The sequence below is a fragment of the Nocardia sp. NPDC049190 genome (assembly GCF_040648115.1).
Lineage (GTDB): Bacteria > Actinomycetota > Actinomycetes > Mycobacteriales > Mycobacteriaceae > Nocardia.
This window is the reverse complement of record NZ_JBEZDE010000043.1, coordinates 1-16026: the sequence shown is the minus strand read 5'-3', so window position 1 is coordinate 16026 and position 16026 is coordinate 1. Positions and strand designations below refer to the sequence as shown.

9 protein-coding genes are annotated in these 16026 nt (G+C 68.6%); 5 read left to right on the top strand and 4 right to left on the bottom strand.

The genetic code is table 11. From position 1 onward, the window contains the following. Nucleotides 1-564 precede the first annotated feature (564 nt). A complete protein-coding gene (locus tag AB0B25_RS27165) occupies nt 565-4038 on the bottom strand; it encodes an indolepyruvate ferredoxin oxidoreductase family protein (protein WP_357185100.1) in 3474 nt (1157 codons plus the stop codon). Between the two features lie 312 nt (nt 4039-4350). Between AB0B25_RS27165 and AB0B25_RS27160 the strand changes: the two genes are divergently transcribed. Further along, entirely contained in the window at nt 4351-4845 is a 495-nt protein-coding gene (locus AB0B25_RS27160) for a hypothetical protein (protein ID WP_357185097.1), read from the top strand. A gap of 462 nt (nt 4846-5307) precedes the next feature. Next, entirely contained in the window at nt 5308-6408 is a 1101-nt protein-coding gene (locus tag AB0B25_RS27155; protein WP_357185152.1) for a lipase family protein, read from the top strand. A gap of 42 nt (nt 6409-6450) precedes the next feature. On the opposite strand, the gene AB0B25_RS27150 is transcribed toward AB0B25_RS27155, so the two are convergent. Continuing rightward, nucleotides 6451-6996, bottom strand: coding sequence for a histidine phosphatase family protein (locus AB0B25_RS27150; RefSeq protein ID WP_357185095.1), 546 nt, complete (start codon nt 6994-6996; stop codon nt 6451-6453). 102 nt (nt 6997-7098) lie between these two features. On the opposite strand from AB0B25_RS27150, the gene AB0B25_RS27145 reads away from it, so the two are divergent. The 3 genes from AB0B25_RS27145 (at nt 7099) to AB0B25_RS27135 (ending at nt 13484) form a co-directional block, all read left to right on the top strand. After that, on the top strand, nt 7099-12156 hold the full coding sequence (locus AB0B25_RS27145; RefSeq protein ID WP_357185092.1) for an ATP-dependent helicase: 5058 nt from the start codon (nt 7099-7101) through the stop codon (nt 12154-12156). A 204-nt stretch (nt 12157-12360) separates the two neighbouring features. Then, nucleotides 12361-13143, top strand: a complete 783-nt coding sequence (locus AB0B25_RS27140) for a DNA-formamidopyrimidine glycosylase family protein (protein WP_357185089.1) — start codon at nt 12361-12363, stop codon at nt 13141-13143. Nucleotides 13144-13301: 158 nt separating this feature from the next. Next, entirely contained in the window at nt 13302-13484 is a 183-nt protein-coding gene (locus tag AB0B25_RS27135) for a hypothetical protein (protein ID WP_357185086.1), read from the top strand. A 191-nt stretch (nt 13485-13675) separates the two neighbouring features. Here the strand turns inward: AB0B25_RS27135 and AB0B25_RS27130 are convergent, their stop codons facing one another. Both AB0B25_RS27130 and AB0B25_RS27125 read right to left on the bottom strand, forming a co-directional pair. After that, the gene (locus tag AB0B25_RS27130; protein WP_357185083.1) at nt 13676-15409 is read right to left on the bottom strand and encodes a glycerol-3-phosphate dehydrogenase/oxidase; all 1734 of its coding nucleotides are present in this window, start codon (nt 15407-15409) and stop codon (nt 13676-13678) included. Between the two features lie 425 nt (nt 15410-15834). After that, nucleotides 15835-16026 (bottom strand): hypothetical protein (locus tag AB0B25_RS27125; RefSeq protein ID WP_357185080.1); only part of this gene is annotated, 192 nt, incomplete at its 5' end.

Below are 16026 nucleotides of genomic sequence, written 5' to 3'. Positions count from 1 at the left end.
TTCGTCGATCTTCTTGCTATTTATGCTATTGAGCCAAGCGGAAGGCGTCTGCCGATACGGATATCGGGCGCACACGGCAGGCGGCGATGTGTGACTCGGAACCGAGCGGACCAGGTCCGCTGCCATGGCGTGCGGCAACACTCGGTTTCGGCATTTCCACACGCGCGGCATGGGGCCGCCGATGATGCGTGGCGGTGGATCGGCATCCGACAATCTGAGCCGTGCGACACCGAACCTTGTGCCTCCGAGTCCCACGGGGAGGGCGCGCGTGAACCACGATTACCGCACCACCGCGCACCGCGGACACGGCCCATTGATGCCTGAAGTACCTGTCATTCAGCGGGATGTCGACTGAACGGTCCGGCGGGGGAACACGGCATTCCGGATGGGCCGGCCATCTCCCGACGCGGACACCCGGCAATCGACCGAGCCCGACGCTGCGATCACGACCGCACAAGAGCCAACACTTCTCGGCGACCGGTCTCCCATCGGACTGTGACCCCCGAACCGCACACCGGCCGAGTGTGGGACCGGGACCGAATTCGATGGCGACCGCGGCGGCGCCTACACCCGCGGGGGCTCGATGCCGAACTCACGCACGCGGTCACAATAACGCTCGACATTGGCGAGCTTGATGTCCTCGTAACCGCGCACCAGATCGGGCAGAGCCGCGGCCGCCACCGCGCGGTCGTAGGTTGCCGTATCGAGGGCGTCGGCCAGCGTCGTCACCATCCCGGTGTAGTGGCCGAGCAAGGCACGCTCCACCCGGCGCACATGCGCATAACCGAACGGATCGAACTTGGTGCCGCGCAGACGCTTCCCCTTGGCCAACAGGCGCAGTGCGATGTGGCCGCGCGGACCGATTCCGATCTTCTTCTCGCGCCCCATGGCGCGCAGGGTCGGCGGGTGCAGCCGGTAGGTCAGGTTCGCGCCATCGGGGAGTTGCGCTGTGACGTCGTCGAGGAAATCCGGATCGGTGAGCCGGCGCGCCACCTCGTATTCGTCCTTGTACGCGGTGAACTTGTACAGCCCGCGCGCCACCTGCTCGCTGAATTCGGTGCGATCGCCGACCCGCTGTTGCGCCGCCCAGATCCGTTGCACCGTCCGGACGTAGGTGCGGGCGACCGCGACGCTCTGGAACCCGATCAGCTCGACGGCGCGCAATTCGACCAGGCGTCGGGTCTCGCCCGTCGCGGTCAATTCCTCGAAAAGGTCTGCCGGAACCGCGATCTCGGATTTCTGTCGCCGCTGCCGAGTGGTGGCGGCGGCGAAGTCGTCCGGCTGTGCGACCGCGGCGCGGCCCCACCGGAAGGCGGCGATATTCGCCTCGACCGCGACACCGTTGATCGTGATGGCCTCTTCGATCGCCGCGGCGGGAAGCCGCAATCCTCCGGCTTGGTACGCGGCGCCGACCAGCAGGAAGTTGGCGGCGGCGGTGTTGCCGAACAGCGTGTCGGCGGCGGCCAGCGCGTCGAACGAGCGTACCGAGCGCGACACCTGCGCCAACCGGGACAGCAGCAGGCTCTCCTCCGGATAGCCGACCGACTTGTCGTAGACCATGTCGCCGGTCGGCGTCTTGCTGGTCGAGGCGACCGAAACAGTGGTCGTCTTCGAGCCGTACGCGAGATTCTTGACGTCGGTGGCGGCAAGCAGGTCGAAGGCCACGATGCAGTCGGCCGAGGCGGGCGTCAGCCGGTTGGCCGGCTCCAGTTCGCCGAGCACGAACCGCAGGTGGGAGACCACCGGGCCGGCCTTCTGGCTCAAGCCGATCTGATCCAGACTCGCCACCTCGTATCCGGCCCGCAGCGCCGCGGTCGCCAACACTTGATTGACCGTGACAATCCCGGTCCCGCCGATACCGGCGAGGAAGATGTTCTGCGTCGAGGCCGGCGCACTGTGTGGCAGGTCGGGTAGCCGTGGCGGCTCGGGCCGCCGAGTCCTGGCGGGCTCGGTCGCCTTTGCCGGATCAGGCAGCTCGACGGTCACGAACGATGGGCAGTCACCGTTCAGACAGCTGTAGTCGGTGTTGCACGAGGTCTGGTCGATCCTGGTCTTCCTGCCGAATTCGGTGTCCACCGGCTGGACCGACAGACAGTTGCTCTTGACGCCGCAGTCGCCGCAGCCCTCGCACACCGCCTCGTTGATGATCACCCGGGTGCGGCGGACCGGCAGGGTGCCGCGCTTGCGCCTTCGCCGCGCGTCGGCAGCGCAGTGCTGGTCATAGATGAGCACCGTCACGCCGGGAATTTCGCGCAGCATGCGCTGAGCTTCGTCGAGCCGATCCCGGTGCCACAGCAGCGTTCCCGCGGCGAGATCGCGTTTGCGATAGCGCGCCGGTTCGTCGGCGCAGATGATGACCTGTCGAACCCCCTCGGTGGTCAGCTTGTGCGTCAGCATCGGTACTGTGAGCGCCCCTTCGGCATTCTGGGCGCCGGTCATCGCGACGACATCGTTGTGCAGCAGTTTGAAGGTGATATTCACCCCCGCGGCAACGCACGCCTGCACGGCGAGCTGGCCGGAGTGGAAATACGTGCCGTCACCGATGTTCTGGAACAGGTGCGCGACATCGGTGAACGGGGCTTGGCCGATCCACTGCGCGCCCTCGCCACCCATTTGGGTCAACCCGGTGACCTGGCTGTCGGCGCGTCCCGACATGGTCACCATGGTGTGACAGCCGATCCCGCCGCCCGCGAGCGACCCTTCCGGTATCGCGGTGGAGCGGTTGTGCGGGCAACCGCTACAGAAATAGGCGGCACGCTTGGTCGACAGGACCGACAGTGCGAGCGGCTGCGGTAGTGGACGTTTCAGCTCCAGATAGCCGTCGAGCGCGCGGCGCAGCGGCGCGGTGATGCGCCCGGTGGTCAGTTCACCATCCTGGGGAAACAATGGGCGTCCGGTGGCGTCGCGCTTACCGATGATCTCCGGCCCGCCCGGCGTGCCGTACAGGATGTCGCGCAGCTGCGTCTCGACGAACGCGGTCTTGTCCTCGACGACGATCAGGCGGGTGAGCCCGTCGGCGAACTCCCGGACCCGGTCGGGGGCGATGGGATACGGCATGCCGATGCGCAGGAGTCGCACGCCGGCGCGGCGCAGCCCGTCGTCGTCCACCCCGAGGTCGATCAGCGCCTGGCGGACGGCATCGAAGGTGGTGCCGGTCGCCGCGATCCCCACCGTCGCCCGGGCCGGGTTCACCTCGATCACGTCCAGCCCGTTGCGAGTGCTGTAGGCGCGCACCAGCTCCCAGCGCGGACCGTAGAGGTCGGCTTCGGCGAGCACGCTATCGGCCGGGGCGGCCATCGGACGCTGGCGGTAACTGAACGGGTGACCCTCCCAGTCGATCTCGGGCACGACGATGTCGATGTCGCCGACCGTCCCATCGACCGTCCAGGCGCCGTCCGCGACGTCGGCGACGATCTTCAATGCCACCAGACATCCCGAGGCACGCGAGAGAGCGACGCCGTGCAATCCCATGGTGATGATTTCGCGGGCGTTACGCGGGAACAGCACCGGAATGTTCATGGCCGCCAGGGAACGCTCGCTGACTGCGGGCACGGTAGAGGACTTGGACGCCGGATCGTCGCCGACCAGCAGCAGCACCCCACCGCGCGCGTTCGCGCCGTACATGTTGGCGTGGCGCAAAGAATCGGTCGCGCGGTCGAGCCCGGGCCCCTTGCCATACCACACTCCGACGACGCCATCGTGAGTCGCGGCGCCCGCGGGCAGATCGGCCTGGCTGCCCCACACCGAGGTGGCGGCGAGCTCCTCGTTCAACCCCGGCACGAACGTGATGTCGTGCTCGGCCAGGACATCCGGCATCCCGGCCAGCATCTTGTCCACACCCCCGAGCGGACTGCCCTGATACCCCGACACGAACGTGCCGACGCGACGCCCGGCGCGCAGGTCGCGCACATGCTGTTCGACCAGCTGTCGAGCAATCGCCTGGACACCGGTGAGCAGTACGCTCCCCGCGCCGACCCGGTACCGGTCGGCAAGATCATAGGGAGCGGCGATCAGATCGCGGTCGGCAAGCTCGGTCATCCAGATCACCCATTCACTCGGCACCGGTCGGGTACCCACATCGTTGAGCACTTCTCCCCGATATCCTGTCCTCGAGTGACCGAACGCACAATAGATGCTCCACATGTTGAGCACTCTGCCCACTGTGACGCAATCGAGATGGCGCTACCTATGCAGGCTGCGAGGTCCATGCGTCCGGCATCCCGACGCACTGGGCACCGCGACTGTCGGTGCTGCCGTCCCGCACCGGGACCGCAGCAAGGGCCGACCCCGACGCACCCACGTAGCTACCTCCGTCGGGTTGAGCGCGACCTGTGTGAAGGTGGGGGGATGATGGGCATGCGCAGGCGGGTCGCGTCGGCGATCGTCGTGGTGGCCACCGTCGGCGCGCCGACCGCGTGCGGCCGGCAGCTGGCCCCATCGGCGGGCCCGGTCGCCACGTCCCCGGCGCAGGCGCCAGCGAATGCGACGTCGGAAATGCGGGCAGACCCCGGCCCCCGGCACTATGTGGGCGGAACCATGGTCGTCATACCGCACTCGGCGGATCTGGAACCCAGTGCCGCGGTCCCCTTCTCGACCTATGACACCGAGGACGGCAAGGACCGACTCGCTATCCACATCCCTGGACCGGTCGGCTGCTCGAGCATCGGTTTCACAGCGCAGATCGAGGAATCGGCCGAGCTGGTGAGCGTCACGCTCATCCGAGGTCTGCACCGCGGCATGCCACCGTGCCAGAACGCGAACCCGGAGCAGAAACGGGAATACGGCGTAGTGGTGGTCGACCTGCGCAGTCCGCTCGGCGCTCGGCGGGTGCTCAGCCGCACCTGAGCGGATGCTCCGTAGGGTTTCGAGCGCCCGAGACGACGATCACATAGTGATCTTGATGCACGAGATGCCCGGGGTCGTTGTGAGATGTCCCAATTACCCTTTTCGAGTAGGCATCGGTCCCGCTTCGGCGCTATCTTTCGCAGCGGATGGAGCCCCACCGTGGTTACCCGGCGGTCTCGGGGCCGAAGAAGGTGTGCCAATCCACCGAGATCGCTCACGCTCGTTCCGGCTGGCTCTTCTTTCCTCCATCCACGCAGTGGACGAGGTGGTTCGCTGCAGCTTTCCGTGCAGTGCCGGTCCGTCCGAATCACCATCGCCGCGGCGTCTCCGCCATCGGCCGGTGCCTCGGTGGCGGCTGACCTTCGAAGGAAAAAGGTGTTCAGAGTTCCGTTCAGGTGCGCGATTCTGCTGTTGAGCATCGTGTCGGTCGGCTCGCTCGGCCTCCCCGCGACCGCTCAGCCGATGTATCCCACCCCAGATCCTGATCCGTTCTACGCCGCACCCTCCGACCTCGCGGCGCTCCAGCCGGGTGACGTCGTGCGGACCCGCAAGATCGACACCGGTTTCTATCTGGGGACCGAGGGCTGGCAGGTGGCGTTCCGCTCCACCAACTCGCAAAACAAACCCGTCCTTGGCATGACGACCGTGCTGCTCCCGGTCGGGGTGAAGAATCCGCCGCTGGTGTCCTACCAGGCCTTGATCAATTCCCTCGGAACCCAGTGCAATCCGTCACGCTCGCTGTTCAACGGCGAACTGCAGGACGCGGTCGGCGCGATGCTGCCCATCGGCCGCGGGTGGGCCATCTCGGTGCCGGATTACCTCGGCCCCACTTCCGCCTACGGGGCGGCGCGCCTGAGCGGCATGATGACCCTCGACAGCGTCCGGGCCGTGCGCAAGGTCGCCGATCTCGGTCTGGCCGACTCCCCGGTGGCCATCGCGGGCTACTCCGGCGGCGGAATGGCCACCGCGTGGGCGGCTGCGCTGCAACCCACATACGCGCCGGATCTACAGCTCAGCGCGGTGGTCGCGGGCGGGATCCCCGCCGACCTCGAGCAGATGGCACTGGCTCTCGGATTCGCACCACACCCCGGTTTCGGCCTGGCCTTCGCCGCGGCGATGGGGTTGGAACGCGAATACCCGGACCGGCTGCCGATCTCGGACCAGCTCAACGAAAATGGTCTATGGTTCCGGGAATTCACGCACGACGCCTGCCGCCGCTTCCTGCTCTTCCACGGCATCTTCCGCAACGCCGAGCAGATGGCGGCGTCCAAGAATCTGATGAACAGCCCGGAGGCGCACGCCGTCCTGCGGGAGAACAGCCTGCGCTACTTCGAGGGCGTTCCGACCGCGCCCACCTTGTTCTGGCAGGGCCGCTTCGATGAACTCACCTTCTTCGACCCCGTCGCCGAGGTCGTCGACCGCTACTGCAAGGCGGGGGCGCCACTGCAATTCCGCCCCCATGACATCGCCGAGCACATGACCACGGCCGTCGCCGGATTCGTCGACGCCTGGAACTATGTCGAGGCCAGATTCCGCGGCGAACCCGCGCCGACGAGCTGTTAGCCGCGTACCCGAAAGCGGCCCAGGAGCGGTTCTCCTGGGCCGTCACGCCGTGAAGTGCAACGTCCATTCGCCGCGATAGTGCAGGCGCGTGACGCTGCCCGGCGGAATATCGATCCGCCAGAACGATTTCGGCGGTGCGTCCAGCGTCACCAGCAGCGCCGCCCGGACCACCGCCGGGTGGGTGACCGCGATCGTGGACATCCCGGCCGCGGCGATCTCGGCCATCCACTGCCTGGTCCGCTCGATCACATCCACCACGGACTCGCCGCCGTGCCCGCTGAACCCGGGATCGGTCAGCCAGGCGTAGAGCTCGTCCTGGGGCACCGACATCAGCTGCCCACCGCGCCACGCGCCCGCATCGAGATCCCGCAGCCTGGTGTCCTCTTCGCCGGGTAACCCCAACAACGCGGCGGTCTCCACGGTCCTGCGCTCCGGTCCGGTGAGCACCCGCGCGGCGGTGAGCGGGCCACAGTCGGAGATGGCCCGGCGGCCTGCCTCGGTCAGCGATTCGTCGACCGGAAAACGTGCCTTTCGCATCGCCTCGGTCATGCCATGGCTGACCAGGTCGAGTCTGAGCACCTTTTGCACGGATCGAAGCGTACGGCGAGACGCCGACGGCCGTACTTCGATTGCTCCCGCTTCGCCGACCGAACCGTACGGCGTGTCGGTACCCGGGTGCACACTGATGCCATGGCCCAGTTCTCCCGCGCCACCCAAGAGTGGTTCGACGGCGCGTTCCCCGCGCCGACGGCAGCTCAGCTCGGGGCCTGGGACGCGATCGCGGCGGGCGAGCATACGCTGGTCATCGCGCCGACCGGATCGGGCAAAACTCTCTCGGCATTCCTCTGGGCGATCGATCGCCTCGCGACGCGGGAACGGCCCACCGAGCAGCCGCGAACCTCGGTGCTCTACATCTCGCCGCTGAAAGCGCTCGCGGTGGATGTGGAGCGCAATCTGCGGGCGCCACTGGTCGGCGTGACACAGACCGCCAAACGCTTGGGGCTCGACCCGCCGCGGATCACCGTCGGCGTCCGCTCCGGCGATACCAGCGCCGCCGATCGACGGGCCATCCAGCGCACTCCGCCGGACATCCTGATCACCACACCGGAATCGCTGTTCCTGATGCTCACCTCGGCGGCACGGGAGACATTGCGCGACGTGGGCACGGTGATAGTGGACGAGGTGCACGCGATCGCCGGTTCCAAGCGCGGCGCGCATCTGGCGTTGTCGCTGGCCCGGCTCGACCTGCTGACCGAACAACCCGCGCAGCGGATCGGCCTGTCCGCGACGGTGCGGCCCGCGGCGGAGGTCGGGCGATTCCTGGTCGGGGACGCGCCGATCACCCTCGTCGCACCGCCAGCGCCCAAGACGTTCGACCTGTCGGTGCGGGTGCCGGTCGCGGACATGACCGAGCCGGGCGATTCCGACCAACCCGGATCGATCTGGCCGCACGTGGACGAGGCGATCGTGAGCCTCGTTCTGGACCATCGCTCCTCGATCGTGTTCGCGAATTCGCGCAGGCTGGCCGAGCGTCTCACGGCCCGGCTGAACGAGGCGTATGCCGCGCGGCTCGACGAGCCGCCGCCCGCGCCCGATTCGGCGCCGGGGCTCGCCATGGTCGGGCAGGCTGCCGCCGCCGGACCGGACGCGCGCGCCGGACACCGGCCCCCCGCGCAGCTCGGTTCGCCCACCGAAGTGATCCACGGCGCGGGGCTCCTGCTGGCGCGCGCGCACCACGGTTCGGTGAGCAAGGAGCAGCGTGCGCTGATCGAAGACGATCTGAAGAGCGGACGGCTGCGCTGTGTCGTCGCGACCAGCAGCCTGGAACTCGGCATCGACATGGGCGCGGTCGACCTGGTGGTGCAGGTGGAGGCGCCGCCCTCGGTGGCCAGCGGATTGCAGCGGATCGGCCGGGCCGGGCATCAGGTCGGCGAGATCTCGCGTGGGGTGATCTTCCCCAAGCATCGCACCGATGTGATCCACTGCGCGGTGGCCGCGCAGCGAATGACCGCGGGCCGGATCGAGGCGATCCAGATCCCGGCGCACCCGCTCGACATTCTCGCGCAGCAGACGGTGGCCGCCTGCGCGCTCGATCCGATCGACGTCGACGCGTGGTTCGACGTCGTGCGCCGCACGGGAAGTTATGCTTCGCTGCCGCGTTCGGCCTACGAATCGGTGCTGGATCTGCTGTCAGGGCGATATCCCTCCGACGAGTTCGCCGAGCTGCGGCCCCGACTGGTCTGGGACCGCGACGCGGGGACGCTCACCGGGCGGCCCGGTGCGCAGCGACTAGCCGTGACCTCGGGCGGAGCAATTCCCGATCGCGGCATGTTCGCGGTGTACATGGTCGGGGAAAAGGCCTCGCGGGTCGGGGAGCTCGACGAGGAGATGGTCTACGAGTCCCGGGTCGGCGACGTGTTCGCGCTCGGGGCGACGAGTTGGCGGATCGAAGAGATCACCTTCGATCGGGTGCTGGTCACGCCGGCGTTCGGACAGCCGGGCCGGTTGCCGTTCTGGCATGGCGACGGACTCGGTCGGCCGGCGGAACTCGGCGCGGCGCTCGGTGAGTTCGTGCGCACAGTCGGCCAGGAGCGCGTCGCCGCGTCGAACAGTGCGGTACATACCCGAAAAGCGGTACGGCACAATGCCGATGCGATTCCGGCAAGGCCGATCACGGGCGAATGGGGAACCACCGCGTCAGCGGCGGACGGTTCGACCGCGGCTGGGTCGCCCCACGTACCGGTCGGCGACAACGATTCGGTCGAGCCGCCGTCGAGGCGTCGAGCACGGCGAAAGTCCGACGCTTCCCCAGCCGCCCCCGGTGCTGATCCAGCGCAGGAGGGCCTCGCGCGAATCATGGCTTCGGCTGGTCTCGACGACAACGCGACCGCGAATCTGATCACGCTGCTCGACGAACAACTCACCGCGACCGGTCAGCTGCCCACCGATCGAACGCTGCTGGTCGAGCGATTCCGCGACGAGCTCGGCGACTGGCGGCTGGTCCTGCATTCGCCGTACGGCCTGCCGGTGCACGCGCCATGGGCGCTGGCCATCGGAGCACGACTTCGCGAGCGGTTCGGCGTGGACGCCGCGCCGAACGCCTCCGACGACGGCATCGTGGTGCGGCTGCCCGACACCACCGACGATCCGCCCGGTGCGGAATTGTTCGTCTTCGAGCCCGATGAGATCGACGACATCGTCACCGAACAGGTCGGCGGATCGGCACTGTTCGCCTCCCGGTTCCGCGAGTGCGCCGCGCGCGCACTGCTGCTGCCCCGACGCGACCCGGGCAAACGCGCCCCGCTGTGGCAGCAACGCCAACGCTCGGCCCAGCTGCTCGATGTGGCCCGCAAGTTTCCCGACTTCCCGATCCTGTTGGAGACGGTGCGCGAATGCCTTCGCGATGTCTATGACCTGCCATCGCTGCGCGACCTGCTCAGCCGGGTGGCGCGGCGCCAGATACGGCTGATCGAGGTCGCGACCACGACGCCGTCACCGTTCGCGAACGCCCTGCTGTTCGACTACATCGGACAGTTCATGTACGACGGGGACAGCCCCTTGGCCGAGCGGCGCGCCGCGGCGCTCTCGCTCGACTCGGGGCTGCTCGCGGAACTGCTCGGCCGAGTCGAACTCCGTGAGCTGCTCGACGCGGCGGTCATCGACCAGACCGAACGAGAGTTGCAGCGGCTCACCCCGGAACGTCGCGCCAGGGACGCGGAGGGTTTGGCCGATCTGCTGCGGTTGCTCGGACCGCTCACCGCCGCCGAAGCAGCCGAGCGCTGTGATGCGGATCCGGCCGCCTGGTTCGGGGGCCTCGTGACTGCGCGTCGGGCACTGGAAGTGACGTTCGCGGGCCGGGTCTGGTGGGTGGCGGTGGAGGACGCGTCCCGGCTACGCGACGCACTGGGGGTACCGCTGCCGATCGGCACTCCGGCGGCATTCATCGAACCGGTGCCCGACCCGCTCGGCGACCTGGTCGGCCGCTACGCACGCACGCACGGCCCGTTCGATACCGCGGCCGTCGCGGCCCGGTTCGGCCTCGGCACTGCTGTCGCGGCCACCGCACTGCACCGGCTCGCCGCCGAAAAGCGGCTGGTGGAAGGGGAATTCAGCCCCGCGGCCACTGGATCGGAATGGTGTGACGCGCAGGTGCTGCGCCGGCTGCGCCGCCGGTCACTCGCTGCGGCACGGCACGAGGTCGAACCGGTGTCGACCGCGGCGCTCGCCCGCTTCCTGGCATCCTGGCAGCATATCGACACCGGTGAGTTGCGCGGCGTCGACGGTGTGGCGGCCGTGGTGGAACAGCTCGCCGGCGTGCCGATTCCGGCGTCGGCGTGGGAATCGCTGGTCCTGCCCGCACGAGTGCGTGACTACTCCCCCGCCATGCTAGACGAGCTCATGGCGACCGGCGAGGTGATCTGGTCCGGCCACGGCGCGATCACCGCGAAGGACGGCTGGATCGCCTTACATCTGACCGACCAGGCCCCGTTCACCTTGGCCCCGCCGGACGAGATCGACTTTTCGGACACGCAGCGGCGACTGCTGGCGGCGCTCGGCGCCGCCCTGGTGCCGTGGACACCGCCACCCGCCGGGGACCCGCGCCGAGCGCCGGTTCAGCTCGATGAAATGCGATCCGGGGACGCTACCGACCGCCGGGGGCCAGGCACTCGTGACTCGGCGATTTCCGGGCGGTCTCCGAACGGCGGCGCGCCCGTGGGTGGAACGGCCGGACGGCGATCACCGTCCGAATACGACGCCACGGCAACGCCACTGGACGACCTCGCCGACGATGCCCCGCACCTGGTGCCGGTGCCCCAGAGCGGCGGCGCGTTCTTCTTCCGGCAACTGTCGGATGCGACCGGCCTGCTCGACGATACGGCGGTCGCCGCGGCGCTGTGGGACCTGGTCTGGGCGGGCGTGGTTTCCGGCGACACATTCGCACCGGTGCGGGCACTGCTGTCCGGCACGACGCGGACCACCACCGCGCATCGGACACCGCGGCGCGCGCCCCGTGGTCGGGCCTATCTGCCCAGGCCGAGCATGCCGACCCGTTCCGGTCCGCCCGCTGTCGCAGGGCGGTGGTCGTTGCTGCCGGAGCGGGTGTCGGACAACACCGTGCGCGCGCACGCGACCGCAGACTTGCTCCTGGAACGCTATGGGGTCCTGACCAGAGGATCGGTGCAGAACGAGGGCGTCGCCGGCGGCTTCGCGCTGATGTATCGCGTGCTGACCGAGTTCGAGGATCGCGGGCGCTGCCGCCGTGGCTACTTCGTCGACTCGCTCGGCGGCGCCCAGTTCTCCACCACCGATGTGGTGGACCGGATGCGTTCCTTCGACACCGAACGCGCCCGTCCCGAGAGCAGGCAGTCGAGCGGCACCGTGCTCGCCCTGGCCGCGTGCGATCCCGCGAACCCCTACGGTGCGGCGCTGGCCTGGCCGAAAGGCGACGTCGAGGGCGGGCACCGGCCAGGACGAAAAGCCGGGGCCCTCGTCGTGCTGGTCGACGGTGACCTCGTCCTCTACCTGGAACGCGGTGGCAAGACCTTGCTGACCTTCACCGAGGACCCCGATGCGCGCCGCCGCGCCGCGCAGGCGCTGGGCGACCTGGTGCACCGCCGCCGGGTCGACGCGCTGGTCATCGACCGCGTCAACGGCGACACCGTGCACGGCAACACTTTCGCCGGCTTCCTCATCGAAGCGGGCTTCTCCGCAACCCCACGCGGGCTTCGCTTGCGGAGCCGGCCATGAATCCGCCTACCAGGGCCGTTCTTGCGGAGGTCACCAGGGCAACCGCCGTGCCGCGACAATGCGGCCGGCCGCCTACCTCTCTGTGCACGGTCGACACCGCGGGCAGCAGGCCGACCGGCCGGGTGCCCCGACCCGACCCGCCGCTGCGCGCCGATCTCCCGGACCCGGCCGCCCAAGCAGAGCCGGCGCGATCGGAGCCGCGACATGCCTGAGGGCGACACCGTCTACCTGGCCGCCAGGCGTCTGCGTGCGGCGTTGGCCGGAAAGACCTTGACGCGCAGTGACTTCCGAGTGCCGCGATATGCGACGGTCGACCTGCGCGACGAGGTGGTCGACAGCGTGGGCAGCTACGGCAAGCACCTGTTCATCCGGACGCCGGCCGTGAGTGTGCACACCCACCTGAAGATGGAAGGCAGCTGGCACGTCTTCCACTGCGGGCAGCGGTGGACCAAACCTCGGGTCGCCGCGCGGATCGTACTGAGTACCGACGAGGTGGAGGCCGTCGGCTTCTCGCTGGGCACCGTCGAGGTCGTACGGGCGAGCGAGGAGCACCGGATCGTCGACCACCTCGGACCGGATCTGCTCGGTCCGAATTGGAACGCGGCCGACGCCGTCCGGCGGCTGGAGCGGTATCCGGATCAGTCGATCGGTGTCGCGCTGCTCGATCAACGCAATCTGGCCGGCATCGGCAATATCTTCCGCAGCGAGATCTGTTTCCTGCGCCGGGTGCACCCGGCTACCAGGGTCGGTGCCGTCCCCGACCTACTCGCCCTGGTCAACGAGGCGAATCGGATCCTCACCGAAGCCGTCCGCACACCGCCGCGACGCCCCCTGGCGTATGGCCGCGCCCACCGCCCGTGTCAGCGCTGCGGCACGTCGCTGGTGGCCGACCTGCTCGGCGACACCGCCCCCGACTTCGATCGCGTCGTCCAGCGCGAACGCGGCATCTACTTCTGCCCGCGTTGTCAGCCTGTCCCGGCCCCTTGATCAATCCACCGCCGCGACACCGCGCCTGCCGTGTGGGCGATCCCGGACGCCGAACCCGCCGAGCCACCGTATGCCGCCCAGTTGCTAACGATCCGTGCCCGCGTCACGACACCCCTGGTGACAGTTCAGGACAGTGACCCGAACACAGGAGCAGGCACATGACGGCGGTAACGAGATCGGGCGGGCGGCTGCTCATCGCGATCGCGATGCGCCTGCTGACGGCTGTGACGGCAACGCTCGCCACCGTCGTGTTCAGCTACCTTCTGCTGCACCAGAATTCGTTGACGGGCAGGCCTACCACCCCCGGCGGACCGCTGTCGACCGTCTCGTCACACCCTTGACCCACCACGCCCCTCCCCGGTCGACCGACAACGGGCAAGCAGATGCCGCTACCAGCCCGTAGCGCGGGGGTCGAGCGCGGTCGCATCCAACGGCATCGGGAGCAAGCACCACGTTCCGACGGCGCCGACGTCGCGGTGGATGTCGCGGGGCGCGTGGTGGCCACACGGCGGGCGTGGCCCGCGCAGTCGGCTCAGCCTTCCGACGGCACCGGTTCCAGGATCTCCGGCCGGGTTTCCGGCGCCGCCACCCGCAAGGCGTCCGCGGCGGCGTCATCGGGCTGGGTCTGCGAGCGGATCTCCGCCTCGACCCGCGCCTGATAGGTCAGAACCTCGCGATCTATTTCGTCGTCGTCCCAGCCCAGGATCGGCGCGACCAGCCTGGCCACCTGCTCGGCGCAGTTGACGCCGCGGTGCGAGTACTCGATCGAGATCCTGGTTCGCCGGGCCAGAATGTCGTCCAGATGCAAGGCGCCCTCGGCCGCGGCCGCGTAGACCGCCTCCACCTGCAGATACGATGGCGCGTCGGTGATCGGTTGCCGCAGTTCGGGTTTACCGTCGGCGAGGGCCATGACCTCATCGATCAGCGAGCCGTACCGGTCGAGCAGATGCTTGATCCGGTAGGGGTGCACACCGTATGCCTCGGCCAATTGGACCGTCTGGTTGACCAGTGCGAAATAGCCCTCCGCGCCGAGCAACGGCACCTTCTCGGTGATCGAGGGCGAGACCCGGGCCGGAATATCCTGTGCCGCCTCGTCCATCGCGTCGTAAGCCATCACGCGGTAGGTGGTGTATTTGCCGCCCGCGATACCGATCAGTCCGGGCGCGACCCTCGCGACGGCGTGCTCACGCGACAGCTTGGAGGTCTCGTCGCTCTCCCCCGCCAGCAGCGGCCGCAGACCCGCGTACACGCCGTCGATGTCATCCGGGGTGAGCGGGGCGACCAGCACCTGGTTCACCCGGTCGAGCAGGTAGTCGATGTCAGCCTTGGTGGCCGCCGGATGTGCCAGATCGAGGTTCCAGTCGGTGTCGGTGGTGCCGATGATCCAGTGCGTGCCCCACGGGATGACGAACAATACCGAGGTCGCGGTGCGCAGGATGATCGCGGTGTCGCTGACGATCCGGTCGCGGGGTACCACGATGTGCACCCCCTTGGACGCGCGCACATGGAACCGGCCCCGCTGATGCGAGAGTGCCTGGACCTCGTCGGTCCATACGCCGGTCGCGTTGATCACCACGTGTCCGCGGACCTCGCCGATCTGCCCGTCCTCGGTGTCGCGCACCTTGACGCCGATCACCCGGTCGGCCTCCCGCAGGAGCCCGACCACCTGGGTCGAGGTGCGGATCACCGCGCCGTAGTGCGCGGCCGTGCGGGCCACGGTCATGGTGTGCCGCGCATCGTCGACGACCGCGTCGTCGTAACTCACACCGCCGATCAACGAGTCGCGCCGCAACCCCGGCGCCAACCGCAACGCGCCGGCGCGGGAAAGATGACGTTGTCCGGGTACCGATTTGGCACCACCCATGGTGTCGTAGAGCAGCAGCCCGGCCGCCACATATGGACGTTCCCAGGCCCGGCGGGTCAGCGGATACAGGAAGCGCAGTGGCTTGACCAGGTGCGGCGCCAGGGTGGACAGCGCGAGTTCGCGTTCCCGCAGTGCCTCGCGCACCAGCCCGAACTCCAACTGCTCCAGGTACCGCAGGCCACCGTGGAACATCTTCGACGACCGACTGGAGGTACCGGAGGCGAGGTCGCGCGCCTCGACCAGCGCGACCCGCAGGCCGCGGGTCGCCGCGTCCAGTGCGATCCCCGCTCCGACCACGCCCCCGCCGACCACGACCACATCGAAGTGCTCCTTGCCGAAGCGATCCCAGGCCGTCCTGCGCTGCTCCGGGCCGAGGAACTGCGAATCCGGTTTCATGGTCATGCTCGACTCCTCCAGCCGCCGCGGATGTGCTCGATCGAGCCGTTCAGCTCCAGGCTAGGCGACCTACCTGGATCCCGGACCGCAGCCGAGTTCATGCCACAATCAACTACCCGTCGGTAACAAGATCCACCCTAGCCGACCGGCGCGCCCTCGCACGGTGTCGGCACAGCGCACCGGCTGATCCCGATTTCCGAGCGGCGCGAGACCACGATCACCCTTCACCGCCGATATCCCGCCAGCCGAACACAGCCCCGAAACCCCATTCCACCGTCTCCACACACAAGCCCAGGCACTGCTTCCGAGCCGGAACTGCTCAGGCGCGCCGCGCCCTCCGCACGAACGATGTGCCCCTGCACCTGCCGTATCGCTTACCGCGGCTGTACGGCATGCGGGCTGTGCGGCCGTCGATGAGATCGATCGCGCCCTCACGCAGGTGAGACCCAGGAGGCGATGATCCGCCGCAGCCCGTCGTGGTAGACGCCGTGGTCGGTGACCGCGGCGACGATGGTGTCCAGTTGCCCTGTCAGTACCGGGAATTCGGCCGGGTCCAGCGCGGCCAGCGCCGTGCGGGTGCTCTGCTGCGCGCCGCGCGGGTCATGATGGTCGACGAAGTTCGC